Source organism: Pseudomonas sp. DE0157 (assembly GCF_007678615.1).
Lineage (GTDB): Bacteria > Pseudomonadota > Gammaproteobacteria > Pseudomonadales > Pseudomonadaceae > Aquipseudomonas > Aquipseudomonas parafulva_B.
In genome coordinates, this window is sequence record NZ_VEJN01000001.1 from 442,334 (window position 1) to 466,705 (window position 24,372).

At 59.0% G+C, this 24,372-nt stretch carries 20 protein-coding genes; 9 read left to right on the forward strand and 11 right to left on the reverse strand.

Annotation, left to right across the window (positions count from 1 at the left end; all coding sequences use genetic code 11):
• Window positions 1–170: 170 nt before the first annotated feature.
• The 5 genes from FS777_RS01950 to thiI form a co-directional block, all read right to left on the reverse strand.
• A complete protein-coding gene (locus FS777_RS01950; protein WP_078477856.1) occupies window positions 171–719 on the reverse strand; it encodes a hypothetical protein in 549 nt (182 codons plus the stop codon).
• Between the two features lie 43 nt (window positions 720–762).
• Window positions 763–1,563 carry a hypothetical protein gene (locus FS777_RS01955; protein ID WP_058639152.1) on the reverse strand — a complete coding sequence of 267 codons (801 nt, stop codon included), beginning with the start codon at window positions 1,561–1,563 and terminating at the stop codon, window positions 763–765.
• A gap of 6 nt (window positions 1,564–1,569) precedes the next feature.
• Complete coding sequence (locus FS777_RS01960) at window positions 1,570–2,154, reverse strand: 2OG-Fe(II) oxygenase (protein WP_145253770.1); 585 nt, start codon at window positions 2,152–2,154, stop codon at window positions 1,570–1,572.
• Window positions 2,155–2,508: 354 nt separating this feature from the next.
• Window positions 2,509–4,329 carry a translational GTPase TypA gene (gene typA, locus FS777_RS01965; protein ID WP_023532979.1) on the reverse strand — a complete coding sequence of 607 codons (1,821 nt, stop codon included), beginning with the start codon at window positions 4,327–4,329 and terminating at the stop codon, window positions 2,509–2,511.
• Between the two features lie 126 nt (window positions 4,330–4,455).
• Window positions 4,456–5,910 (reverse strand): tRNA uracil 4-sulfurtransferase ThiI, encoded by a 1,455-nt coding sequence (thiI, locus tag FS777_RS01970; protein ID WP_058639153.1) that lies wholly within the window; start codon window positions 5,908–5,910, stop codon window positions 4,456–4,458.
• A 468-nt stretch (window positions 5,911–6,378) separates the two neighbouring features.
• Between thiI and glnA the strand changes: the two genes are divergently transcribed.
• The 4 genes from glnA (at window position 6,379) to ntrC (ending at window position 11,252) form a co-directional block, all read left to right on the forward strand.
• Entirely contained in the window at window positions 6,379–7,785 is a 1,407-nt protein-coding gene (gene glnA / locus FS777_RS01975; protein ID WP_023532915.1) for a type I glutamate--ammonia ligase, read from the forward strand.
• A 151-nt stretch (window positions 7,786–7,936) separates the two neighbouring features.
• Complete coding sequence (locus FS777_RS01980) at window positions 7,937–8,479, forward strand: chorismate mutase (protein WP_058639154.1); 543 nt, start codon at window positions 7,937–7,939, stop codon at window positions 8,477–8,479.
• A gap of 254 nt (window positions 8,480–8,733) precedes the next feature.
• Window positions 8,734–9,819: a nitrogen regulation protein NR(II) gene (glnL, locus tag FS777_RS01985; protein ID WP_058639155.1), complete on the forward strand. Its 1,086-nt coding sequence runs from the start codon at window positions 8,734–8,736 to the stop codon at window positions 9,817–9,819.
• Entirely contained in the window at window positions 9,816–11,252 is a 1,437-nt protein-coding gene (ntrC, locus tag FS777_RS01990) for a nitrogen regulation protein NR(I) (RefSeq protein WP_058639156.1), read from the forward strand. Before glnL ends, ntrC begins: the two co-directional genes overlap by 4 nt.
• A gap of 299 nt (window positions 11,253–11,551) precedes the next feature.
• Here the strand turns inward: ntrC and FS777_RS01995 are convergent, their stop codons facing one another.
• Complete coding sequence (locus FS777_RS01995) at window positions 11,552–11,989, reverse strand: hypothetical protein (protein ID WP_058639157.1); 438 nt, start codon at window positions 11,987–11,989, stop codon at window positions 11,552–11,554.
• Between FS777_RS01995 and trmL the strand changes: the two genes are divergently transcribed.
• Window positions 11,988–12,449 carry a tRNA (uridine(34)/cytosine(34)/5-carboxymethylaminomethyluridine(34)-2'-O)-methyltransferase TrmL gene (trmL, locus tag FS777_RS02000; RefSeq protein ID WP_058604254.1) on the forward strand — a complete coding sequence of 154 codons (462 nt, stop codon included), beginning with the start codon at window positions 11,988–11,990 and terminating at the stop codon, window positions 12,447–12,449. The two genes, FS777_RS01995 and trmL, sit on opposite strands and share 2 nt — an antisense overlap.
• A 103-nt stretch (window positions 12,450–12,552) precedes the next feature.
• Here the strand turns inward: trmL and secB are convergent, their stop codons facing one another.
• From secB to FS777_RS02015, 3 genes are read right to left on the reverse strand one after another with little or no spacing between them, the layout of a single operon-like run.
• Complete coding sequence (gene secB / locus FS777_RS02005) at window positions 12,553–13,038, reverse strand: protein-export chaperone SecB (RefSeq protein ID WP_023532907.1); 486 nt, start codon at window positions 13,036–13,038, stop codon at window positions 12,553–12,555.
• A 41-nt stretch (window positions 13,039–13,079) separates the two neighbouring features.
• Complete coding sequence (grxC, locus tag FS777_RS02010) at window positions 13,080–13,334, reverse strand: glutaredoxin 3 (RefSeq protein ID WP_023532936.1); 255 nt, start codon at window positions 13,332–13,334, stop codon at window positions 13,080–13,082.
• Between the two features lies 1 nt (window position 13,335).
• Window positions 13,336–13,749 carry a rhodanese-like domain-containing protein gene (locus FS777_RS02015; protein WP_023532978.1) on the reverse strand — a complete coding sequence of 138 codons (414 nt, stop codon included), beginning with the start codon at window positions 13,747–13,749 and terminating at the stop codon, window positions 13,336–13,338.
• 207 nt (window positions 13,750–13,956) lie between these two features.
• Here FS777_RS02015 and gpmI point away from each other — a divergent pair, with 207 nt between their 5' ends.
• The 4 genes from gpmI to FS777_RS02035 all read left to right on the forward strand — a co-directional run bounded on the left by gpmI (window position 13,957) and on the right by FS777_RS02035 (window position 19,082).
• Window positions 13,957–15,492 carry a 2,3-bisphosphoglycerate-independent phosphoglycerate mutase gene (gpmI, locus tag FS777_RS02020; RefSeq protein WP_058604253.1) on the forward strand — a complete coding sequence of 512 codons (1,536 nt, stop codon included), beginning with the start codon at window positions 13,957–13,959 and terminating at the stop codon, window positions 15,490–15,492.
• Between the two features lie 120 nt (window positions 15,493–15,612).
• Window positions 15,613–16,914, forward strand: a complete 1,302-nt coding sequence (locus FS777_RS02025) for a murein hydrolase activator EnvC (RefSeq protein WP_145253773.1) — start codon at window positions 15,613–15,615, stop codon at window positions 16,912–16,914.
• Between the two features lie 76 nt (window positions 16,915–16,990).
• Window positions 16,991–18,307, forward strand: a complete 1,317-nt coding sequence (locus FS777_RS02030; RefSeq protein ID WP_058604251.1) for a S41 family peptidase — start codon at window positions 16,991–16,993, stop codon at window positions 18,305–18,307.
• Between the two features lie 7 nt (window positions 18,308–18,314).
• Entirely contained in the window at window positions 18,315–19,082 is a 768-nt protein-coding gene (locus FS777_RS02035) for a divergent polysaccharide deacetylase family protein (protein WP_058639160.1), read from the forward strand.
• A gap of 32 nt (window positions 19,083–19,114) precedes the next feature.
• Here FS777_RS02035 and FS777_RS02040 read toward each other — a convergent pair whose 3' ends face one another.
• A complete protein-coding gene (locus FS777_RS02040; RefSeq protein WP_145253776.1) occupies window positions 19,115–23,791 on the reverse strand; it encodes a DUF6543 domain-containing protein in 4,677 nt (1,558 codons plus the stop codon).
• Between the two features lie 191 nt (window positions 23,792–23,982).
• Window positions 23,983–24,306, reverse strand: a complete 324-nt coding sequence (locus tag FS777_RS02045) for a hypothetical protein (RefSeq protein WP_058639162.1) — start codon at window positions 24,304–24,306, stop codon at window positions 23,983–23,985.
• Window positions 24,307–24,372 lie beyond the last annotated feature (66 nt).

Sequence of the window (24,372 nt, forward strand, 5' to 3'; positions counted from 1 at the left end):
TGAAACCTGAAGCACCTTCAAAACGTCGAATAGAGGGAAATGGCCACTCATGCCTCGGCATGTTATCCACGGGTTGACTTGAAACTGGACAAACAAAATGCCCCCGGTCTTTCGAACGGGGGCGTTTTCATTACACCTGCAGGAGGAGCGAAAATGGCCCAGAATCCAAGTCAACTCTGAAGGCCCATCCCGCGCTGATGACGTGCAAGCATGACGACCGCAGCTACGGCAGTTCCTATTGATGCCAAGCAACCCAAAATTACCGTGGATCGAATCGATTCGTTATTCCAAAGCACGACCTGTTGACCAAGCCGATCGTCGTAGAGTATTCGTCCGTCCAATGTGGCAAGTTCACGCACCCTGCTGCCTTCATCCACACGCTCTACCGTGAGAACAACTTTTGTGTTGATACGAAGCCTCGACGCCTCATACAGCTCCCGATAGGTATAGATAGGTTTACCCTCACGCTTCCCATCCAGTTTGTACGCTACGCCAAAATGCACCAGCGAACGATTATGCTCCCAGCTGTCCGGATAACCGGACACCCTTCCCTCTATGACCATCAATCTAGACGCATCTGGAGCTGTATAAACCATCAATTGACTTAAATAAAGCGCAACACCTGCCAGCATCGTAACCACAACAACCGTGAGCAATTGGGCGCACTTTAATGGAGAGGACGACTTGAGCAGTTTAACGAAACCGGAAAAAGAATGCACACGCTCCTCCCATTACGCTTAACAAACAGACTATTGAAGCACTTCAATGGTATCTATCAACTCCACCTAGTCCTCCCCCAGGCGGAACAATTTCTATAGGACCTATATCAACACTCCACCCAGGGTACTCCGGCAATGGAAATATGATAGGCCCACCCCCACCATCCGGCTCAAAATACCCACCCCCGCCACCCGCAGATATTTGATAGAGATGCAAATGATCACTTCCAGCCACTACGCTCTGCGTGTCCGAATTCCAATGGGCTACCGCAACTCGACCCGCATAGATTGCGCTGACTTGGGCGAGGGATGCAAGGGCAAAATCCGGAGCCACCCAATAATCAGGATAGATGGCATTCGTGTTTGCAACGAAATGCTTTTGCAGGACAGGGGCGATTAAAGAGTGATACAAATTTTTTGCCGCATCGGAATTCAGAATCCCCAACGCATTAGCTCCAACGCCTACAGCAGTAAAAATGGCTGCGGGAGTGCCAGCTCCAGCGAGCAGGCTTACGCTACCGACAATCCCCGCAACATTCCCAACAAGGCTCAGGACGTCACCTTTGTCAAAATTCTTGTCAGTTTTGTACTGAGCAGTAATTTTTAGAAATACTGTAGTCGCCGCAAGCGTATTAGCCTTGATATTGAGAAAGGGCGTAAAACCCGCAGTCAGTTTCACAATTGATGTTACACCTGCGACCGCAGCGCCAGCCTGGGCACTCTGGTTCACGAGAGCAAACCCTGACTTGTCGCTATTGTACTGATCCGTCAGGGAAGTAGATGCTGCACCCACTGCCACCGGTTTCTCAACGTAGCCCAAGATAATTTCTAGTGTTTTGGCCATCTTTCGCTACTCCCTTATCAGGGTCTTGAAGGCGATGCTCATACGTAGCCGGTTACAACTCACACCAGGTGCCCGAGCGGCATGCGGCACTTCCCCATTGAAAACGACAACCCGCCTCGGCTTGGGCTGTATCGACAGGACGATACTTTCTTTGTCAGCGTCGTAGAACACCAACTCCCCGCCCCAGCAAGTGGCCCAGTACTCACTGCAGAACAGCATTACGGTTTTCCCTGGTGCCTCGACTGTATTGTCACGATGAATAGGACCATCCTGACTGCTGGCTTGACCATTGGCGTACACACCTAACAGTGTCGCCGAGGGCATGTGCGCAGCTTTGATACGCGCCCAGATATCCGCCAGGAAACCCCAGTCTGTTCGCTCTCGTAATTCTTGTTCACAATCTTCCAACTCGTTCCTGCGAGTACCAGCAATAAAACTATGCCAACATGGCCGATCAAGGGGAGCATAAGGATAGGGCCAGCCATAACGCCACGTTGCGCCAGTGAGGAGCTTGAGTATTTTCGTGTGCTCTTCGTCCGTTATGCCATTATCAATCACACAGATATCTTTGCAAACATTCAATGCCGCCATGATTTCAATCTCCTGATCTCAAATTAGCGATTGGAGACTGTAAGCTAAAACACCTCTAGACTTTCGCACACATGGAAGCAGGTACTCAGCGGCTGCCTTTACCTTACCCTAGCTGAGATAGAGTATTTGGTTCTAATAACGATTTCTGTATTCCACTGCATAAAACTAATTTTTCGGTCTGACACCTACCTAAACGCCTACCGTTGTCATAAGTATTTTCTGAGCATAAAGATAAAAGAACAGCGCACGCGAGACATCAAAGGCAACACCTATTTTTGCATTGACTCAGAATTGGACATAAAAAAACGCCCCCGGCCTTTCGACCGGGGGCGTTTTCATTGAGCCTGAGCTAACTCAGTTCTTGGCTTTCTTGGCCGCGCGGGTACGCTCGCCTTCGTCCAGGATCTTCTTGCGCAGACGGATCGACTTAGGCGTGACTTCGCACAGCTCGTCGTCCTGGATGAATTCCAGGGCCTGTTCCAGGGTGTGGCGAACTGGCGGAACCAGGGCGATGACTTCGTCCTTGCCCGAAGCACGCATGTTGTCGAGCTTCTTGCCTTTGGTCGGGTTCACGCCCAGGTCGTTGTCGCGGCTGTTCAGGCCGATGATCTGACCACCGTAGATTTCCTGACCGTGCTCGACGAACAGCTTGCCGCGCGCCTGCAGGGTTTCCAGGGAGTAGGTCAGGGCCTTGCCGGTCTCGACCGATACCAGGACACCGTTCAGACGGCCGGACATCTGGCCCGACTTCATGGTGTCGTAGCGATCGAAGATCGAGGTCAGGATGCCTGCACCGTTGGTCAGGGTCAGGAACTGGTTACGGAAACCGATCAGGCCACGGGCCGGGATGTTGTACTCAAGGCGCACACGGCCTTTGCCATCCGGAACCATGTTGGTCAGGTCGCCCTTACGCAGGCCCATCTCTTCCATGACCTTGCCCTGGGATTCTTCAGGGATGTCGATGGTGACGTTTTCGAACGGCTCTTGCTTGACGCCGTCGACTTCACGAATGATCACTTCCGGACGGCCCACAGCCATCTCGAAGCCTTCGCGACGCATGGTTTCGATCAGTACCGACAGGTGCAGCTCGCCACGGCCCGATACCTTGAACTTGTCAGGGGAATCGGTTTCCTGAACGCGCAGGGCCACGTTGTACAGCAGTTCCTTGTCCAGACGGTCCTTGATGTTCCGGCTGGTGACGAACTTGCCTTCCTTGCCGCAGAACGGCGAATCGTTGACCTGGAAGGTCATGGATACGGTTGGCTCGTCAACGGTCAGTGGCTTCATCGCCTCGACCGCGGTTGGGTCACACAGGGTGTCGGAGATGAACAGCTCGTCGAAACCGCTGATGCAGACGATGTCGCCAGCCTGGGCTTCTTCAACGTCGACGCGGTGCAGACCGTGGTGACCCATCAGCTTCAGGATACGACCGTTACGCTTCTTGCCGTTGGTGTCGATGGCGACAACCGGGGTGTTGGGCTTGACGCGACCACGGGCGATGCGGCCAACGCCGATCACGCCGAGGAAGCTGTTGTAGTCCAGTGCCGAGATTTGCATCTGGAACGGGCCGTCACGGTCAACCGAAGGCGCAGGTACGTTGTCGATGATCGACTGATACAGCGGGGTCATGTCTTCGGCCATATCGGTGTGGTCCAGGCCGGCGATGCCGTTCAGGGCCGAGGCGTAGACGACTTTGAAGTCCAGCTGCTCATCGGTGGCGCCCAGGTTGTCGAACAGATCGAAGATCTGGTCCAGAACCCAGTCAGGACGCGCGCCCGGACGGTCGACCTTGTTGATGACCACGATTGGCTTGAGGCCAGCTTCGAACGCCTTCTTGGTCACGAAGCGGGTCTGTGGCATCGGGCCGTCCTGGGCATCGACCAGCAGCAGCACGGAGTCGACCATCGACATCACACGCTCAACCTCGCCACCGAAGTCGGCGTGGCCGGGGGTGTCGACGATGTTGATGTGGTAGCCGTTCCAGTTGATGGCGGTGTTCTTCGCCAGAATGGTAATGCCGCGCTCTTTTTCCTGGTCGTTGGAGTCCATCACGCGCTCGTCGTTGAGCTCGTTACGCTCGAGCGTGCCCGACTGGCGCAGGAGTTTGTCGACCAGGGTGGTTTTACCATGGTCAACGTGGGCGATGATGGCGATGTTACGCAGATTTTCGATCACAACTGTATCTCGATCAGAGGATTCGGTTGCCGCCAGTGTAGGCGGCGAATAAGTACGTTTGAGGCTCAGCGGGCCCGTAGGTCGGGAGGGCGATGGCGGATGCTGCCGCCATACAGCCCTGGCGTCTTATGCCGGACGATAAACACGCACATTGGCATGTCCCTCACTGAGCAGGTGGTGTGCGTGCAGACGGCTCATCACACCTTTGTCGCAATACAGCAAGTACTGGCGCGTGGGGTCCAGGTGCTTGAACTTGCTGTTGATGGCATAGAACGGGAGCGCCTGGACTTCGATACCGTCGATCGCCAGAGGCTCGTCCTCCTGGGCGTCGGGGTGGCGGATATCGATGACGATCTGGCCCGGCAATGCCTCGGCCACTTCTTCGATCTCGATGTCCTTGCCCAGCTCATCGATCACATGGTCGATGGAGATGAACTTGGCGCGCTCAATGGCGCGCTCGAGCACCTGCATCTCGAACTGCTTTTCTTCGTGCTCCATGCGGTGACGCTTGGCATGGGTGGTCGGGTTCACCGAAATCACGCCGCAGTACTCGGGCATGTGCTTGGCGAAATCGGCGGTCCCGATGGCGTTGGCCTGGTCGATGATGTCCTGCTTGTGGGTCGCCAGCAGAGGGCGCAGCACCAGCTTGTCGGTGGCCGAGTCGATGATCGACAGGTTCGGCAGGGTCTGGCTGGACACCTGGGATATGGCTTCGCCGGTCACCAGCGCATCGATCTCGAGGCGCTCGGCCATGCGCGTCGCGGCGCGCAGCATCATGCGCTTGAGAGTGACGCCCATGTAGCTGTTGTCGACCTTGTTGAGGATCTCGCCGACCACTTCCTCGAAGGGCACGCTGATGAACAGTACGCGCTGGCTGCTGCCGTACTTCTTCCAAAGGAAGTGTGCCACTTCCATCACGCCCAGTTCGTGGGCACGTCCACCGAGGTTGAAGAAGCAAAAGTGCGTCATCAGGCCGCGACGCATCATCTGGTAGGCGGCCACGGTAGAGTCGAAGCCGCCGGACATCAGGACCAAGGTCTGCTCCAGGGCGCCAAGCGGGTAACCGCCGATCCCCTGGTGCTGGTTGTGGATCACGAACAGGCGCTGGTTGCGAATTTCGATGCGTACCAGCACATCCGGGTTCTTCAACGTGATACCGGCCGCACCGCACTGCTGACGCAACTGGCTGCCAACGTAGCGATCAACGTCCATCGACGTGAAGTCATGGTGCCCACCGCGCTTGCAACGCACCGCAAAGTGCTTGCCGGCCAGCAGGTGACCGAAGTGCTGCTTGCACTTGGCAACGATGTCGTCGAAGTCACCCAGGGGGTACTCCTCGACCTGCAGGAAGTGGGTGATACCCGGCGTACAGGTCAGGCGCTCGACGATCTCGCGCTGAACCTTCTCGTCCTCGATGCGGGTGATCACCTCGAGGTTGTCCCAGACACCATCGACCACGAGCTCAGGATCCAGATCCTTGAGCACGTTGCGGATGTTCTTGGCGAGCTGACGGATGAAGCGCTTGCGCACCGGCCGGCTCTTGATGGTGATCTCTGGGAAGACTTTGACGATAAGTTTCATTGGTTTACAGCGCGCGCAGGGCCTGCCGAAAATAAGGGGCGCGAATTATATCGGAAATTGCTCAGGATTTGACCAACTTTTGAGCAGAAGCTTGCAGAAAAATGCAGGAGACCACCTTCAGACACCGCGCTTTGGGGCTTGAGGAGGTATCTGCATGGTAGGGGTAGACGGCGCATAGCATCTGGTTGAACCCATACCTGGAACATGGCCAGCTCACAGCCATCCAACCCGACGCACCCTATTGGTGCGAAACTCAAAAAAATCGCATCGTAAGGGTGCACTTTTCCATCTGCAGCCCCAGCCAGATGCCCGTAAACGCCTCCTTCTGTCCAGACCTCGCCATTTTCGAGCACTGGCATGCAATTTGCTCCCTTGTGAGGCAGGTAAGCTTGGCCGACTATCCGCGCCCGGCAACACCCTTTTTCCAGGGCGGCGGCCAACCGTGCCCTAGACCATCCGGAGGACAACATGTCGAAGTCGGTTCAGCTCATCAAAGATCATGACGTCAAGTGGATTGATCTGCGTTTCACGGACACCAAAGGTACTCAGCACCACGTGACCATGCCGGCGCGTGATGCGTTGGACGAAGACTTCTTCGAAGTCGGCAAGATGTTCGACGGCTCCTCCATCGCTGGCTGGAAAGGCATCGAAGCCTCCGACATGATCCTGATGCCGGTGGACGAAACTGCCGTTCTGGACCCGTTCACCGAAGAGCCGACGCTGATCATCACCTGTGACATCGTCGACCCGTCGAGCATGCAGGGCTACGACCGTGACCCACGTGCGATCGCCAAGCGCGCAGAGGAATACCTCAAGAGCACTGGCATCGGTGACACCGTGTTCGCCGGCCCAGAGCCCGAATTCTTCATCTTCGACGAAGTGAAGTTCCAGTCGGACATCTCCGGCTCGATGTTCAAGATCTTCTCCGAGCAAGGCTCGTGGATGACCGGTGCCGATATCGAAGGCGGCAACAAAGGCCACCGTCCAGGCGTCAAAGGTGGCTACTTCCCCGTGCCACCCTTCGACCACGACCACGAAATCCGTACTGCCATGTGCAACGCACTGGAAGAAATGGGCCAACTGGTCGAAGTGCACCACCACGAAGTGGCCACTGCAGGCCAGAACGAAATCGGCGTCAAGTTCAACACCCTGGTGAAGAAGGCCGACGAAGTCCAGGCTCTTAAGTATGTCGTGCACAATGTTGCCGACGCCTACGGCCGCACCGCGACCTTCATGCCAAAGCCGCTGTACGGCGACAACGGCTCGGGCATGCACGTGCACATGTCGATCTGGAAAGACGGCAAGAACACCTTCGCAGGTGAAGGCTATGCCGGCCTGTCTGACACCGCCCTGTACTTCATCGGCGGCATCATCAAGCACGGTAAGGCTCTGAACGGCTTCACCAACCCGTCGACCAACTCGTACAAGCGTCTGGTCCCAGGTTTCGAAGCACCGGTAATGCTGGCCTACTCGGCGCGCAACCGTTCGGCTTCGATCCGTATTCCCTATGTTGGCAGCCCGAAAGCCCGCCGTATCGAAGCGCGCTTCCCGGACCCATCGGCCAACCCGTACCTGGCCTTCGCGGCCTTGCTGATGGCTGGCCTGGACGGCATCCAGAACAAGATTCACCCAGGCGATGCAGCCGACAAAAACCTGTATGACCTGCCGCCTGAAGAAGCCAAGGACATCCCGCAGGTGTGCGGCAGCTTGAAAGAAGCGCTGGAAGAGCTGGACAAAGGTCGTGCGTTCCTGACCAAGGGCGGCGTCTTCTCCGACGACTTCATCGACGCGTTCATCGAGCTCAAGAGCGAAGAAGAAATCAAGGTCCGCACCTTCGTTCACCCGCTTGAATACGAGCTGTACTACAGCTGCTGATCTGATCGGCGCCTGGCGCCGATGACTCGATCGAAACGGCCTCCCTTGGGAGGCCGTTTGCGTTTTGGACTTCAAGCATTTCGGAAGTTGCCTACCTCGATCCGTTGCCCTTCCCTCTCAAAATCAAGCCTCCATCCTAAGGAGGCACCCCATGCGCAATCGACTGCTTTGCCTGCTCACCGCGTTCAGCTTGAGCGGCTGCACCGCCGCTTCACCGCGGCACCCTGCTCTTGAGCCGTTGCTAGATACCATTGAGCAGCGCCTGGCCATTGCACAGGCCGTTGCCCTGCACAAATGGGACAAAGAGCAACCCGTGCAAGCCACTGACCGCGAGCAAGCAGTCTTGGCGCGCGTGCAGGTGGCCGCGCCCGGGCTGGGCCTGGCCCCGCACGATGCCGAAGCCTTTTTTGCCGACCAGATAGAAGCCAACAAGCTTGTGCAGTACACCCTGCTTCACCAATGGCGCCTGGAAGGGCGGGCGCCGGACAACCTTCGGGCGGACCTGCAGACTGTCATTCGCCCGAAGCTGGACAGGCTAGAAGGTCAGTTGCTTGAACAGCTCGCGGCATTCAGGCGTCAGGACGGTCAGGCCTGCGCACGAAGCGTGGCCACCGCTATTGCGAGCCGGCCAAGTGCACCGCTGATGAAGCAGGGCATGATCAGGGCAACTGGCCAGCTTTGCGATCCGTCTTAAACACCTTATGCTCCAAAATGGTGCAGCAATTCCATGGCCGCACTGCGATTCAAGCCATAATGAGGCACCTGAAACGTTAATGCAGTGTCTTCTGGTGCGAATCTGGGCGAAAACTCACAGGATCCTGTCGAATCTGCCTCTTTTCGGCGCCTTGGTTTGTTTCTTGCATTTCCAGACCAACAGCCACCACTGGATGTGTCGCGCATCGCGCGCCTCCTTTGCCAGCAAGCACCGAAAGAGGTCGACGCCGCACCATGACCATCAGCGATGCACAACACCGTCTGCTTTTGGACAACCTGACCACGGCCACGCTGCTGCTCAATGCCGAGCTGCGGCTGGAGTACATGAACCCGGCCGCCGAAATGCTGCTAGCCGTCAGTGGCCAGCGCAGTCACGGGCAGTTCATCAGCGAACTGTTCACCGAGTCCACCGAAGCGTTGAGTTCGCTGCGTCAGGCCGTGGAGCAGGCGCACCCCTTCACCAAGCGTGAAGCCCAGTTGACCTCGCTGACGGGGCAGACCATCACGGTGGACTATGCCGTCACACCAATCCTGCACCTGGGCCAGACCTTGCTCTTGCTGGAGGTCCACCCGCGCGATCGCCTGCTGCGCATCACCAAGGAAGAAGCCCAGCTGAGCAAGCAAGAGACCACCAAGATGCTGGTGCGCGGCTTGGCCCATGAGATCAAGAACCCGCTGGGCGGTATTCGCGGTGCAGCACAATTGCTGGCGCGTCAGTTGCCCGAAGAGAGCTTGCGCGATTACACCAACGTGATCATCGAGGAAGCTGACCGCCTGCGAAACCTGGTCGATCGCATGCTGGGCTCGAACAAGCTGCCGTCGCTGGCCATGACCAATATCCACGAGGTGCTGGAGCGGGTATGCAGCTTGGTGGAGGCCGAAAGCCAGGGCTGCATCACCCTGGCGCGCGACTATGACCCCAGCCTTCCGGACGTGCTGATCGACCGCGAACAGATGATCCAGGCGGTGCTCAACATCGTGCGCAACGCCATGCAGGCCATCAGCTCGCAAAATGAGCTGCGCCTGGGCCGCATCACCTTGCGCAGCCGGGCACTGCGCCAGTTCACCATCGGCCACGTGCGCCATCGCCTGGTGGCACGCGTCGAGATCATCGACAACGGCCCTGGCATCCCTGCCGAGCTGCAGGACACCCTCTTCTACCCCATGGTCAGTGGTCGCCCGGACGGTACCGGCCTGGGCCTGGCCATTACCCAAAACATCATCAGCCAGCACCAGGGGCTGATCGAGTGTGAAAGCCACGCAGGCCACACCGCCTTCTCAATCTATCTGCCCCTGGAACAAGGAGCCACCGCCTCATGAGCCGAAGTGAAACCGTATGGATCGTCGACGATGATCGCTCCATTCGCTGGGTCCTTGAAAAAGCCCTGCAACAGGAAGGGATGACCACCCAGAGCTTCGACAGCGCCGAGGGTGTCATGGGTCGCCTGGCCCGTCAGCAGCCAGACGTGATCATTTCCGACATCCGCATGCCTGGCTCCAGTGGCCTGGAGCTTCTGGCGCAGATACGCGACCAACACCCTCGCCTGCCGGTCATCATCATGACCGCACACTCGGACCTGGATAGCGCAGTGGCGTCATACCAGGGCGGCGCTTTCGAGTATTTGCCCAAACCTTTCGATGTGGATGAAGCGGTTGCCCTGGTCAAGCGTGCCAACCAGCACGCCCAGGAGCAGCAAGGGTTGGAGGTGCCGCAAAACCTGGCGCGCACGCCTGAAATCATCGGTGAAGCACCGGCAATGCAGGAGGTGTTCCGTGCCATCGGGCGCCTGAGCCATTCCAACATCACCGTACTGATCAATGGCGAGTCCGGTACGGGCAAGGAGCTGGTCGCCCACGCACTGCATCGGCACAGCCCGCGGGCAGCCGCACCTTTCATCGCCTTGAACATGGCGGCGATCCCCAAGGACCTGATGGAGTCGGAGCTGTTTGGCCATGAAAAAGGCGCTTTCACTGGCGCGGCCAACCTGCGTCGAGGACGCTTCGAGCAAGCGGACGGCGGCACACTGTTTCTCGATGAAATCGGCGACATGCCGGCCGATACCCAGACGCGCCTGCTGCGCGTGCTGGCCGACGGCGAGTTCTATCGCGTCGGCGGCCACATTCCGGTCAAGGTCGATGTGCGCATCATTGCAGCGACCCACCAGAACCTGGAGGCGCTGGTGCAGGCCGGCAAGTTCCGCGAAGACCTGTTCCATCGCCTGAACGTCATTCGCATTCATATCCCTCGGTTGGCAGATCGCCGTGAAGACATTCCCGCCCTTGCTCGCCATTTCCTGGCCAGGGCGGCCCAGGAGCTGTCGGTAGAACCCAAGGTACTCAAGCCCGAGACCGAGGAATTCATCCGCAACCTGCCATGGCCGGGCAACGTGCGACAGATGGAAAACACCTGCCGCTGGATCACGGTAATGGCTTCGAGCCGTGAGGTACTGATCGGCGATTTGCCACCTGAGTTATTGAACCTGCCGCAGGATGCCACGCCGGTTACCAACTGGGAGCAAGCGCTGCGCCAGTGGGCGGACCAGGCACTGGCGCGCGGGCAGACCAGCTTGCTCGACAGCGCCGTACCGAGTTTCGAACGCATCATGATCGAGACGGCCCTCAAGCACACCGCAGGGCGGCGCCGAGATGCGGCATTGTTGCTGGGATGGGGTCGCAATACCTTGACGCGCAAGATCAAGGAGCTGGGCATGAACGTCGCCGGTGGTGATGAGGAAGAGGGTGAAGACCACTAGGCGTCGACTGCTGCAGAACACCAGAGAAGGGCCGCTTAGCGGCCCTTTTCAGTTTGAGGGTTAGGTGCACCGTTGCTGTGCCACACGCACCGCCTGAAGGCACAAATGGCCGCGCATACTGGCCGTTTTCCCCCTTTTACCCCGCATTAACAGGGTTCAAAAGTTGGCACGGCACCTGCAATAAGACAAATAACTCCAGTTTCGGGGCCCTGGTACAGGCAGGCCAGGTGACCCCTCTTTTATTCGCTCACGCACACGTTTCGGGGACCTTGGTACAGGCAGGCCGGGAATCCCCTCTTTTATTCGTGCAGGTCCACCTGCACACGCCACCGTCCAGATACTTCTTCACTGGACCAGTGACCCTGCAGCGTACGCGCAGCCACCACCGTCAACAGCAGGCCCTCCTGACTGTCCTGCACTCGCCAGCTGACCGGCTTGCCACGCACGGTCAGCTGCCCTCGCTGAGGGCGGCCCTTGGCCTGAAACAGCAACGCCACGGTGCCTTCCACAATCTCGCCATGCAGCTTGGGTTCTGCGTTGAACCACAACACCAACCCGTCTTGCGCCACGCTCACCTGCTGCAACTCACGCTCGACGGGCGCGGTCAGGCGGCCAATCATCAAGCCGATCATCACGCCCACAATCGCCAATGAAAGCATCACCCGAGGGAAGGCTTTCGATCGCACGTCCAGTTCAGGGGTAGAATGCTCGCCATCTTCATGCTTGGAGCCGTGCATGTTTCACGTCATCCTTTTTCAACCCGAAATTCCACCCAATACGGGCAACATCATTCGCCTGTGCGCCAACAGCGGGTGCGCGCTGCACCTGATCGAACCCATCAGCTTCGAACTGGACGACAAGCGCTTGCGCCGCGCAGGCCTCGATTACCACGAGTATGCCACGCTCAAGCGCCACCCGAGCCTGGCGCACTGCCTCGAAAGCCTGGGCCAGCCACGGCTCTTCGCCTTCACGACCAAAGGTTCGCACCCTTTCCATGAAGTGGCCTACCAGCCAGGCGATGCGTTTCTGTTCGGCCCCGAAAGCCGCGGCCTGCCGACCGAAGTGCTGGACAGCCTGCCTGCCGAACAACGGCTGCGACTGCCCATGCGCCCCGGCTGCCGGAGCCTGAACCTGTCCAACACAGTGGCGGTGACGGTCTATGAAGCCTGGCGCCAGAATGGGTTTGCCGGCAGCTGACAAAGCGCTACGCAGCAGCGCAATAGCCCACGGGGGCCTGCTAGGGGCTTTATGCCAGGCAAACAAAAAGCGCCACTAAGGGCGCTTTTCGTGATGCGGGCGATCACTGCACGGTGGGTGCTTCGCCGGCTTCCTGCATGCGCTGCATTTCTTGCGCATACAGCGCATCGAAGTTGACCGGCGACAGCATCAGGGCCGGGAACGAGCCACGGGTCACCAGGCTGTCCAGGGTTTCGCGGGCATACGGGAACAGGATGTTCGGGCAGAACGCACCCAAGGTGTGGCTCATCGACTCGGCATCCAGGTTCTTGATCAGGAAGATACCCGCCTGCTGCACTTCGGCGATGAAGGCGACTTCGTCACCGTTCTTGACCGTCACCGACAGGGTCAGCACCACTTCGTGGAAGTCGCCTTCCAGGGCCTTTTGCTTGGTGTTCAGGTCAAGCCCAACGCTCGGCTCCCAGGTCTGACGGAAGATCTGCGGGCTTTTCGGGGCTTCGAACGACAAGTCACGCACGTAGATGCGCTGCATCGAGAACTGAGGGCTGTTGTCTTCTGCAGCAGCGCCGGTGGTCTGTTGGTCAGTCATGGCAGATCCTTATCCTAATGTTTGGGAATGCAGTGCAAAAATCAGTCGGCAAGCAGTGCGTCGAGCTTACCGGCGCGCTCCAGGGCATGCAGTTCATCGCAGCCACCGACGTGGGTGCTGCCGATCCAGATTTGCGGCACGGAGGTGCGACCGGCCTTCTGGGTCATTTCAGCGCGAACCTGCGGCTTGCCATCGACCTTGATTTCCTCGAATGCCACACCCTTGCTTTCGAGCAGGTACTTGGCACGCATGCAGTAGGGGCAGTAGTCGCTGGAATAGACGATGACAGGTTTCATATCACTTCACCAAAGGCAGGTTGTCGGCTTTCCAGCTGGAAACGCCACCGCTGAGCTTGGCAGCGTTGTAACCAGCCTTGAGCAGGTCGCGGCACACGGTGCCGGCATGCTGACCCATCGCGTCCACCACGATCAGGGTCTTGTCCTTGTGCTTTTCAAGCTCGGTCATGCGGGTGGCCAGCTTGTCCTGGGGGATGCTGAGCGCACCGACGATGTGACCGGCAGCATATTCCTTGGCCGGGCGAATATCGATTACCAGGCCTTTGTCGGCGTTGACCAGGGCGGTGAGTTGCCCATTGCTCAGGCTCTGCCCGCCACGGCGGATTTCGTTGACCAGCAATGCCGCCAGCAGAACGACGAAGATCGCCACCAGGAGGTAGTGGTTTGTCGCGAATTGAATCAGGTTAGCAACCATCTGGGGTGTTCCACGCGATTGAAAATGCCGGCCAGTATACACACCAGCCCGGTGCCACCAAAGCCTGACCGGGCCGCGAAGCAAGTGCCGTTACACAATGCCGTGAGGGTGCGCCGGTCGGGCTTGAGGACGATTATTCGCCCACACCGGCGCATTTGCCCTAAAATGCGTGTCTTTATCATCTTTGAACAACCGTGAGTTTGATTGATGACGAGCACGCCCAAACCCCTGGTCCTGATCATCCTGGACGGCTTCGGTTACAGCGAAAGCCCTGAGTACAACGCCATCCACGCCGCCAACACGCCGGTGTACGACCGCTTGCAGGCTACCCAGCCGCACGGCCTGATTTCCGGTTCGGGCATGGATGTCGGCCTGCCGGATGGCCAGATGGGCAACTCCGAGGTCGGCCACATGAACCTGGGCGCCGGGCGCGTCGTTTACCAGGACTTCACCCGCGTCACCAAGGCCATCCGTGACGGCGAGTTCTTCACCAACCCGGTGCTCACCGGTGCGGTCGATGCGGCGGCGGGCGCTGGCAAGGCCGTGCACATTCTCGGCCTGCTGTCCGACGGTGGCGTTCACAGCCACCAGGACCACCTCGTTGCCATGGCTGAGCTGGCTGCGCAGCGTGGGGCCGAAAAAATCTACCTGCACGCCTTCCTCGATGGCCGCGACACCCCGCCGCGCAGCGCCCAGTCCTCCATCGAACTGCTCGATGCCACGTTCGCCCGGTTGGGCAAAGGCCGCATCGCCAGTCTCATCGGCCGCTATTTTGCCATGGACCGCGACAACCGCTGGGACCGGGTGAGCGCCGCTTACAACCTGATCGTAGACAGTGACGCGCAATACACCGCCGACACTGCCCTGGCCGGTCTCGAAGCAGCCTACGCCCGCGATGAGAGTGATGAGTTCGTCAAGGCCACGCGCATCGGCGAGCCCGTCAAGGTCGAAGACGGCGATGCAGTGATTTTCATGAACTTCCGCGCCGACCGCGCCCGCGAGCTGTCGCGCGTGTTCGTCGAGCCGGACTTCAACGAATTCCCGCGCGCGCGTCTGCCGAAAGTGGCGGCGTTCATCGGCCTGACCCAGTATTCGGCCAAGATCCCGGCGCCGGCCGCCTTCGCGCCGGCCAGCCTGCACAACGTGCTGGGCGAATACCTGGCGAACAATGGCAAGACCCAGCTGCGCATCGCCGAGACCGAAAAGTACGCACATGTCACCTTCTTCTTCTCGGGCGGGCGCGAAGAACCATTCGAAGGCGAAGAGCGCATCCTCATTCCATCGCCCAAGGTCGCTACTTATGACCTGCAGCCGGAAATGAGCGCGCCCGAAGTCACCGACCGCATCGTCGAAGCCATCGAGCAGCAGCGTCATGACGTGATCGTGGTGAACTACGCGAACGGCGACATGGTTGGCCATACCGGTGTGTTCGATGCCGCAGTCAAGGCCGTCGAGGCCCTGGATGGCTGCATGGGCCGCATCGTCGCGGCGCTGGACAAGGTCGGTGGCGAAGCACTGATCACGGCTGACCATGGCAACGTCGAGCAAATGGAAGACGAATCCACCGGCCAGGCGCACACCGCACACACCACCGAGCCGGTGCCGTTCATCTATGTAGGCAAGCGCAACCTCAAGGTCCGCGAAGGCGGAGTGCTGGCAGACGTGGCACCGACCATGCTCAAGCTGCTGGGGCTGGAGAAGCCTGCCGAGATGACAGGCACGTCCATCCTGATCGACGCCTGACAGTCATGCCACACGCCACAAGAAGCACGGGCCAGTTCGCGGCCCTTTCCTGTGGCGTGTAGCGTGCAGCCTGCCGCTCATTCATACTAGGCCAGTCTCCATCCCCGGTATGCCAAACCCATGCTTCGCGCCCTGATCCTTCTCGCCTTGTCTTGCCTGCTCACCCCGGCGTTCGCCGACGAGCGCGCACAGACCCAGCAGCAACTGGACGCCACCCGCCAGGACATCGCCGAGCTCAAGAAAACCTTGGGCAAGCTCCAGGAAGAAAAGGCCGGCGTGCAGAAAGACCTGAAGGCCACCGAAACCGACATCGGCAACCTGGAGAAGCAGGTGGAGGCCCTGCAGCAGCAACTAAAAAAGACCGAGGGCGAGCTGGAGCGCCTTGATACCGAGAAAAAAAAACTCCAGAGCGCCCGCGTTGAACAACAGCGGCTGATTGCCATCCAGGCCCGTTCGGCCTATCAGAATGGCCGTGAGGAATACCTCAAGCTGCTGCTCAACCAGCAGAACCCCGAAAAATTCGCGCGAACACTCACCTATTACGACTACCTGAGCAAGGCGCGCCTGGAGCAACTGCGCGCCTTCAATGACACCCTGCGCCAACTGGCCGGTGTCGAACGTGACATCGGCAACCAGCAAGCGCAATTGCTGACCCAGCGCGCCGACCTCGATACCCGCCGCCAGGCGCTAGAAGTCGAACGAGGCAAGCGCCGCGAGGTGCTGGCCAAGCTCAACGGCGATGTGAAGGACCGCGACCAGAAGCTGCGCGCCCGCGAGCAGGACCAGGCCGACCTTTCCAAGGTACTCAAGACCATCGAGGAAACCCTGGCCCGCCAGGCGCGTGAAGCCGAGCAGGCACGCCAACGCGCACTGCTGGCTCAGCAGGAGGCGGAAAAACGCCGCCAGCAAGAGGCACTCGCCGCCGCAGCCCGTGACAAGGCGCCCGAGCCAGTCGAGCCACCTCGCAAGGCCCGCGCGACCCTCGGCCCCTTGGTTTCGAGCGACGGTGCCAGTTATGGCGGCGCATTTTCTGCGTCCCGCGGAAAACTTCCATGGCCCGTCAATGGTCGATTGCTGGCACGCTTCGGGGATGCCCGTGGCGGTGATTCACGCGCCAAGTGGGACGGGGTGATGATCAGTGCCAACCCCGGTACTCAGGTGCGGGCTGTCCATGGAGGCCGTGTGGTGTTCGCCGACTGGTTGCGTGGCGCCGGTCTTCTGGTCATTCTCGACCACGGCAATGGTTACCTGAGCCTGTATGGCCACAACCAGAGCCTGCTCAAGAGCGCCGGTGACGTCGTCAAGGCGGGCGAAGCCATTTCGACAGTCGGCGATAGCGGTGGCCAGGAGGCTGCCGGTCTGTATTTCGCCATCCGCCAGCAGGGCCGGCCTTCCGACCCCTCCCAGTGGTGCCGCGGCTAGTCAAACTTATGTGGCGCAGCGTGTGCTGTGCCCATGCTCCGAAGGGAGCGTCTACAGGATCAGGAGTTCGTTCGACATGCTGCACTCGCCCCGTCTTACCCAGCTGGCCCTGTCCATCGCCCTGGCGGTCGGCGCACCCCTGGCCATTGCTGCAGAGCCTGCCAAGGCGGCTGCCGTGCCCGTCACCGAGGTCACTGCCAAAGCGCCGCTGCCGCTTGAAGAGCTGCGCACCTTCGCCGAGGTCATGGACCGTATCAAGGCAGCTTACGTCGAGCCTGTCGATGACAAGACCCTGCTGGAAAACGCCATCAAAGGCATGCTCAGCAACCTCGATCCTCACTCGGCCTACCTGGGTCCTGAAGACTTTCAAGAGCTTCAGGAAAGTACCAGCGGTGAGTTTGGCGGCCTGGGCATCGAAGTCGGCCAGGAAGACGGTTTCATCAAGGTGGTCTCGCCCATTGATGACACCCCAGCGTCCAAGGCCGGCGTGCAGGCGGGCGACTTGATCGTGAAGATCAACGGCGCACCGACCCGCGGCCAGACCATGACCGAGGCCGTGGACAAGATGCGCGGCAAAGTGGGCGACAAGATCACCCTGACGTTGGTGCGCGATGGGGGTACGCCGTTCGATGTGACCCTTGCTCGTGCAGTCATTCAGGTTAAAAGCGTCAAGAGCCAACTGCTCGAGAACGATTACGGCTATATCCGCATCACCCAATTCCAGGTCAAGACCGGCGACGAAGTGGGCAAGGCCTTGGCCAAGCTGCGCAAGGACAACGGCAAGAAGCTGCGTGGCGTTATCCTGGACCTGCGCAACAACCCGGGGGGCGTGTTGCAGTCGGCGGTGGAAGTGGCTGACCACTTCTTGACCAAGGGCCTGATCGTGTACACCAAAGGGCGGATCGCCAATTCCGAGCTGCGCTTCTCGGCTGACCCTGCCGATGCCAGCGAAGGTGTGCCACTGGTGGTGCTGATCAACGGCGGCAGCGCCTCGGCCTCGGAAATCGTCGCGGGCGCCTTGCAAGACCAGAAGCGCGGCGTGCTGATGGGCACCGACAGTTTTGGCAAGGGCTCGGTCCAGACCGTGCTGCCCCTGGCCAACGACCGTGCCCTGAAGCTGACCACTGCCCTGTACTTCACCCCCAACGGTCGCTCCATCCAGGCCCAGGGTATCGTGCCGGACATCGAGGTCCGCCAGGCCAAGCTTACGGCCGAAGCGGACAACGACAACTTCAAGGAAGCCGACCTGCAGGGGCACCTGGGCAACGGCAATGGGGGCGCCGACCGTCCCACCGGCAGCAGCAAGCGCAAGGAGCGGCCGCAGGACAACGACTTCCAGCTGAGCCAGGCCCTGAGCCTGCTCAAGGGCCTGAACATCACCAAAGGCAGCTGAGCCACCCATGCGTTATTTGCTGTATCTGCTGATCGGGCTGATGGCGGGCGTGGCGCACGCGGCGCCCACCAGCCAGGCCTACATGAGCATCATCATCGATGACCTCGGCCAAAGCCCCGAACGCGACAGTCGAACCTTGGCGCTGCCGGGGCCGGTGACCATGGCCATCATGCCCGACACCCCGCATGCCACCGATTTCGCCCGCCAGGCGCATAAGGCGGGTAAAACCGTCATCCTGCACATGCCCATGGACCCGGCCACCGGGCCCTATGCCTGGCACCCCGGCGTGCCGCAAGACGAGCTTGCCAGGCGTCTTGATGCGGCCCTTGCCAAGGTGCCTTATGCCGCTGGCGTGAACAACCACATGGGCAGCCGCATGACGGCACAACGCGACGCCATGACCTGGTTGATGGGTGAGCTACAGCGCCGCGACCTGTTCTTCGTCGACAGCCGCACCAGCGCTGCGACCGTGGCCGCGGCACAAGCCCAGGCACAGGGCACGGCGAATGTCTCCAGGGATGTATTTCTGGATGATGACCGCACGCCGGAGGCAATTACGCACCAACTGCACCAAGGCATCGCCCTGGCACGCAAGCAGGGCTCGGCAGTGCTGATTGGCCACCCGTATCCACAGACCCTCGAAGTGCTGGAGCGCGAGCTGCCAAACCTCACGCGACAGGGTGTGAAGCTGATCAACCTACAGCAGATGATTGCCGAACGAAGCAACCTGGCCATGCCCGCCCATGGCAAGCAAGGCCGCTACAGCAACCGTTGAGCGGGCATCGCGAACGATGCCCGTCAAGCAGGTCATGTGAACGGAATGATGCCCCGTGCCTGTTCCAGCGTAAGCCTTCCTCGGTGCAGACGAAGGCCTGACTGAGCAGCCAACTGGCTGCTCATGCGTCGTTGCTTCCAGGTTTTCAAATGCCCGACGGTGAAGTCTTCGGCGTATGCGTCGGGCGAGTCGAAATGAAAATGGGCGGCCCAGAGATTGCGCTTGCTCGGCAGGCGCAAGATTTTGTATTCATCGAAGGCAGTGCCATTTTGCATGGTTCGCCGTTCCACATACTCCACCTTGAGCAAGCCTTCGTTGTGCAGGAATTTCAAAGCCTCGGCAGAGGGATAGCTGGTGTCCGTATAGAGTGTTGTGAGCTGCAGTTTCTTGTCCGCCCGCAGTGCATCGGCGTGCCGCTCCAGAGCCCTGAGCAGCATGTCGTTGCCGCCTCCATCCCGGACAACGGCTGCCGCTTGATCCATCTTTTCGAGCTGGGTGTCGTAAAGCTGGACCAGGGCGCCACTTTTGATATCGTTCTTGACATAGGCCTCAGCCTTTTCCCTGATCGCATCGCTTTCTTCGATCAGCGATTGCACCCACAGGCTCAAATCCGCAGGTGGTGGTTCATCAGACAATGAAGGCCGTTTGGCAGGCTCGCGCTGCTGCCATTGCCCGTCCACTTTCTCGAAGATCGCCAATAGCTCATTGCTGAACGATTCACGAACTTCCAGTAGTGGTTTTCCGTCCACGATCACTTGCGTGCCAAACAGCAATTGCCCGTGTGCATTGCGGACCAGATGCTGCGGTGTGTCGGAAGCCTTGTAAGGTGAACGTGCGTTGGACGTGCTGTTGCCCTGCCCCCCATCTTGTTCGCGCGCCGCTTCAAGCAGGCGCCGACCGGCATCGAGCTTGAGCTTTTCCACATGTGCGCGATAACGGTCGAGCATGGCTGGCTCAATCAGATTGCCGCCGTCTCTGCGGATACGATCACTGTTGAGCAGGGCGGCAGAGTACTCGTCCCAGGCTTCCTGCAGAATCGAGATCCGATCCTGGGCCTCTAGATTGGCAAAATCCAGTTCGCCGTGGGCTTCAGCCGCATTGCGCAACCCTATGCTCGCCAGATCTTCACGGTAGCCAAAGAGTTTTTTCTGGCCTGCTGCATCGTCAAGGTGCAGTGCCAGATCCGCCAAGTTGAGTACCTGATGGAAACGCATCTGTACGGTGGTGAATTTGCGCAACGCAATCAACCCGCCTGTCGTCCGAGGTGCGTCGCCGTCCGCGCCTACGATTTCAAAGTCATCGGGTGTATCGGCGAGCTGTTGATCGAGGTGTTCAAAGGCGGTCAGCACGTGGTCTTGCATATCGACAACAAGCGTCAATCGTTGTCGGAAGCGCTGATACTCAGCCCTCACCTGCGTCAGGTCTTGCCCCTCGATACGCTTTTGCAGCTGGTCAAGGTCAGCATAATCGCTGAGGCTCCACAGCTCGGTCACGATGAAATCACTGTTCCGGATGATATTTGCGCGAGTCGTGACCTCGTAGCCTGGCAAAATTTCATTCCACCCGCCTTTGTCCAACTCGGTGCGATACTTCGGCTCTTTCATGGCTGAGAGCAGCGGCAGGATCGCTGTATCTGCAACAACGGCAGTTTCCAATTGCTGAACGGCAGCCTTTCGCATGCTGACGGCCTCAGCCTCCCATTGAGCAATACGCGCATCGAACTGGTCGATCAGAAGCTGGAGTTTCTGTGATTCCTCACCTGGCGGAAGCGCAGCTTGGGCTTGATGTGTACTCTCTCTGCGGGTTCTAAGCGCAGTCAGCTTCGATTGCAAGCTCACCACTTCAGCGCCTAGCCGGTGGAACTCATTGGAAGCCGCCACCCTGCGTTCATCATGGGCATTGATCGCTTTGTGCAGCTCACGGAATTGGTTGGCAAGGCGAGCGCGAGTCCCGCTGCGATTCATACCTCCCGAAAGGCGCAGCGACGAGTCTATGCGCCATACGCCGTCAACGCGGGTCAACCATGGCCCTGGATTAGCTTGGCTATCGACCACTCTAACACCGGCAGGTAGAAGCTCCACGCGGTAGACCTCACTCGCGAGCATGACGTAATGATTGCCACCTATCAGGTAGAGCCCGGCAGCTTCCCCGGCAGTCAGTGGCATGAGCCCTGCGAGTGAAACGCTCGAACGCATGGCCAACAATGCAGCTTTCTGGGTTGCAGGCAACCAGTTGAACCCCTGCTGACCACGCCATGAGAAGTCAAGCCATCGGCTGGACAGCACGCGTGGTGTCTGACCATCGACCAAATCAACGTATGTCGGGTCTACTGCTAGCTCGGCAAAGGCGCCACGCTGGGGTGCAGGGCCCATAAAGGCCCCGGCATCTAGAGGTGTTTCAACGACCAGCGGCAGTGTTGGAGGCCGCCGTGCATGCAACAGCGTCATCCCCATGTTGAGCAACAGATCGACAATGGCGGCGCAGCGACTGAACGCATTGCCTTGCTCAAGCGCCAGCAAGTCGTTTTCCAGCGCGGCCATCAACTGCACTAGCCAGGCAACAGAAGCAATCGGGCCCGAGACCGCCAGGGTCGCTACATCAAAAAGAAGCCAGGCACCTTCGGTGAGGGTCTGCCAGCGGTTTTCGGCATTTGACACAGTATGAGCTTCGGCAAGCTGCACGAGCAGCTCACAATTAGCGGTATACAGTTTCTCATCGATATCCGAGCGCCAGAATTCAACGGACAATGTTGCTGGAGCCGGCGTTTCAGGCGGTGTGAAAAAGTCCTGGTTCAGCACGGCAATATGTGGCTCGAGAAAGCCACCGTTCTGGTAGATCGCCTGTGCCGCGGGCTCCATCCACGGCAGGATGCTGTCTTGCAGCCGCTGCGATTCCCGGACGTGTTCCAACAATGCGTCGAGGCTTGCGTACTGGCGAAGCGTATCTTGCTTGAAGAGCGGCCGATACAGCAGTACCAAAGCTGGCTCGGTGCAGTAAAGCACATACATGCCGCTAACCTTGTCGACGTGCCGGGAGGAGGCGCTGCGTCGAAACACCAGCGGCAGGAGCAACACCCGCGGGTCGGCTATGTCCACATGCCCCGCGCAGAAATCAACCACGCACTGCAAGCCGTTTTCCTTGACCTTGCCGTCAGTCATACCCGTGACGGCACTGGCGAGCAAAGCGCTTCGCCATTCTTTACCCATCTTTCGAACCCGCTCGGTACGCCTGTCCGGGGCTTTCAATGCGTCGGCCACATAACGGGGATAGTGCGCACCGATATCAACTTGGGATACAAGCTGCCTGGCGGCTTTGGCATCGAGCCAGTCAGGGCGTTCGCCACCGCTGCGGTGGCGGACCTGGGTGATGATCGCTCCCTTGAGCGAGGCCAGGTTACCGATGGCGAAGTCTGTCAGACTCTTGCTTCCCGCATATTCAAGAGGCTCCCCGCCGCCTGCACCGGTAGCAGCACCACCCGGGATCCCTTGTGCCATGGCCAGGTCCAGCACAATATCGTCGGGTGAGCAGCTCTCTTCATGGTCCTGGATCATCTGCTGGGTCAGGCGTTGACGGGCGTATGCCTCAAGCGACTCGACACCATCGAGCGCTGCAATACCGTCCGACTCAAGTTGATAGGTCGCAATTTGCACCAGTGCAGCGCCCCATGCGAACGTGTCCCTGCCGGCAGCGCTCCACAGCCCAGGCGGCGTGTTTACTGCGGGGGTATCGTTTTCATAACTTATGAACCAGTCAGTGAGATCGCTCAGCCTTGCAAAACGGGCTTCAAGTGCTGTGACATCGCTCAAACCACGCAAACACGCAGCGTCGACCCGGTCGAATAGCGTCTGTAACAACAAAGCGGTTTGTGCTGCAAAGACATTCCCTTCGATTGGATAACGGGTCCAGGTCATACGATCGAACGCGTAGCGTTGTGCCAACTCATCACGCAACGCAACACTGAAATCGCTTAACGAGCCAAAGCTGCGCACGATACCCGAAGGTGCGCACCACAGAACGGCTTCTCGCTCGTCCCACTCCCCGCAAACCAGCAAGTTACACAGCTTTTGTTCATGCTCCAGCGGTCTATCACCCAGCGTAACCCGCACGGCGTAAACGGCTGCATGGTTTGGCTCTGCGCTGATGAGGCCTCTGAGGCAGGCCTGCTCTTGCGTGTCCAGGTCCTGAAGGGGCAAACCACGCAGGAGTGCAATTTTGAGCAACAGCTGCATCCAGTGATCACGGGTGATACCGGCATCGCTCTGACTGTTCCAGTACTGCAACTGAGCCTCACAGAAATGTTGAGGTAGTTGCTCGACCAACTCGTTGAGCGCTGTAGAGACCCCACTAAGTTGCCGAGTGTCCAATGGCGCCTCGGACCCTGCAAAGCGGAAACCTGCAGTCAACCCCACATTGTGGTGACGCCCGTCGGGCAAAGGCTCCAGATCGAGTGGCTCAGACTCGAGCATGGCTTTAAGTATTCGATCTACGAAAGGTTCAGTCGCCCAGTAAGGTGTAGCGGGGTCTGGGCTGTCCAAGGTCAGGGGGTCTGCGGACGTCAGTGCAGGTGTGGTGAAGGCCAGCCATGGCAGCTTGTCGTTCAATAGCTGCAACAACTGCTTGCTGGCCACCTGTCGCAGCGTTGGCCTGCCTGAAAAAAACCTGGCTACTGCCTGCTTGAAATCGAATATGGGCGTTGCAGGATTGTTCATGTTTACACACCTCTTGAAAAACCAAGAGGCTGCTACAAGTCGCAAGGTCCGCGTCGCTACATATTGCTTGGCCTGGATTGAGCATTCTGTTTAACGGTGAGTTAGTTGAGGCGTACGCTCATCAGCCACAGACCGCAATGTGCTCTGCCACCTGGCCGCGAGCAGAGCACAGGCCATCACAGTCAACATCGTTACCCGAATGGAATGATGCCCTCCACATCGCCTTTACGTAGCTGGCCACGGTAGATGGAGAGCACTTGCTGTTTCTTTGCGGCCCGCAACATAGCTTGATGCCCAAGCCTGCGCTGCTCCCACAATTTCAGATGCCCACGAGAAAAGTCCTGATCTGCCGTGTCCACGGCAGGATAATGAAAGTGAGCCTCCCAGATAGGCTTGCCTAGTACCCGTTTGATCTCGTAGGTATCCAAATAGTCATTTGTTCCCAACGGCACTCTGCGATCTGCTCGGCTAACGGTAATCTCACCCAGTTCGTAAAGGAATTTGAGCGCGTTCATGGCAGGGGTTTTACAGGTCAAATAATAGGTCTTGAGCAGCTTCTGACGATGGTCGTCAAGCTCAGT

Bases quoted from the DNA above. Each gene is read 5' to 3' on its own strand.
- FS777_RS01955 (WP_058639152.1), bottom strand. From the start codon at position 1,563: ATGGCCAAAACACTAGAAATTATCTTGGGCTACGTTGAGAAACCGGTG.
- FS777_RS01960 (WP_145253770.1), bottom strand. From the start codon at position 2,154: ATGGCGGCATTGAATGTTTGCAAAGATATCTGTGTGATTGATAATGGC.
- thiI (WP_058639153.1), bottom strand. From the start codon at position 5,910: ATGAAACTTATCGTCAAAGTCTTCCCAGAGATCACCATCAAGAGCCGG.
- glnA (WP_023532915.1), top strand. From the start codon at position 6,379: ATGTCGAAGTCGGTTCAGCTCATCAAAGATCATGACGTCAAGTGGATT.
- FS777_RS01980 (WP_058639154.1), top strand. From the start codon at position 7,937: ATGCGCAATCGACTGCTTTGCCTGCTCACCGCGTTCAGCTTGAGCGGC.
- glnL (WP_058639155.1), top strand. From the start codon at position 8,734: ATGACCATCAGCGATGCACAACACCGTCTGCTTTTGGACAACCTGACC.
- ntrC (WP_058639156.1), top strand. From the start codon at position 9,816: ATGAGCCGAAGTGAAACCGTATGGATCGTCGACGATGATCGCTCCATT.
- trmL (WP_058604254.1), top strand. From the start codon at position 11,988: ATGTTTCACGTCATCCTTTTTCAACCCGAAATTCCACCCAATACGGGC.
- FS777_RS01995 (WP_058639157.1), bottom strand. From the start codon at position 11,989: ATGCACGGCTCCAAGCATGAAGATGGCGAGCATTCTACCCCTGAACTG.
- secB (WP_023532907.1), bottom strand. From the start codon at position 13,038: ATGACTGACCAACAGACCACCGGCGCTGCTGCAGAAGACAACAGCCCT.
- grxC (WP_023532936.1), bottom strand. From the start codon at position 13,334: ATGAAACCTGTCATCGTCTATTCCAGCGACTACTGCCCCTACTGCATG.
- FS777_RS02015 (WP_023532978.1), bottom strand. From the start codon at position 13,749: ATGGTTGCTAACCTGATTCAATTCGCGACAAACCACTACCTCCTGGTG.
- gpmI (WP_058604253.1), top strand. From the start codon at position 13,957: ATGACGAGCACGCCCAAACCCCTGGTCCTGATCATCCTGGACGGCTTC.
- FS777_RS02025 (WP_145253773.1), top strand. From the start codon at position 15,613: ATGCTTCGCGCCCTGATCCTTCTCGCCTTGTCTTGCCTGCTCACCCCG.
- FS777_RS02030 (WP_058604251.1), top strand. From the start codon at position 16,991: ATGCTGCACTCGCCCCGTCTTACCCAGCTGGCCCTGTCCATCGCCCTG.
- FS777_RS02035 (WP_058639160.1), top strand. From the start codon at position 18,315: ATGCGTTATTTGCTGTATCTGCTGATCGGGCTGATGGCGGGCGTGGCG.
- FS777_RS02040 (WP_145253776.1), bottom strand. From the start codon at position 23,791: ATGAACAATCCTGCAACGCCCATATTCGATTTCAAGCAGGCAGTAGCC.
- FS777_RS02045 (WP_058639162.1), bottom strand. From the start codon at position 24,306: ATGAACGCGCTCAAATTCCTTTACGAACTGGGTGAGATTACCGTTAGC.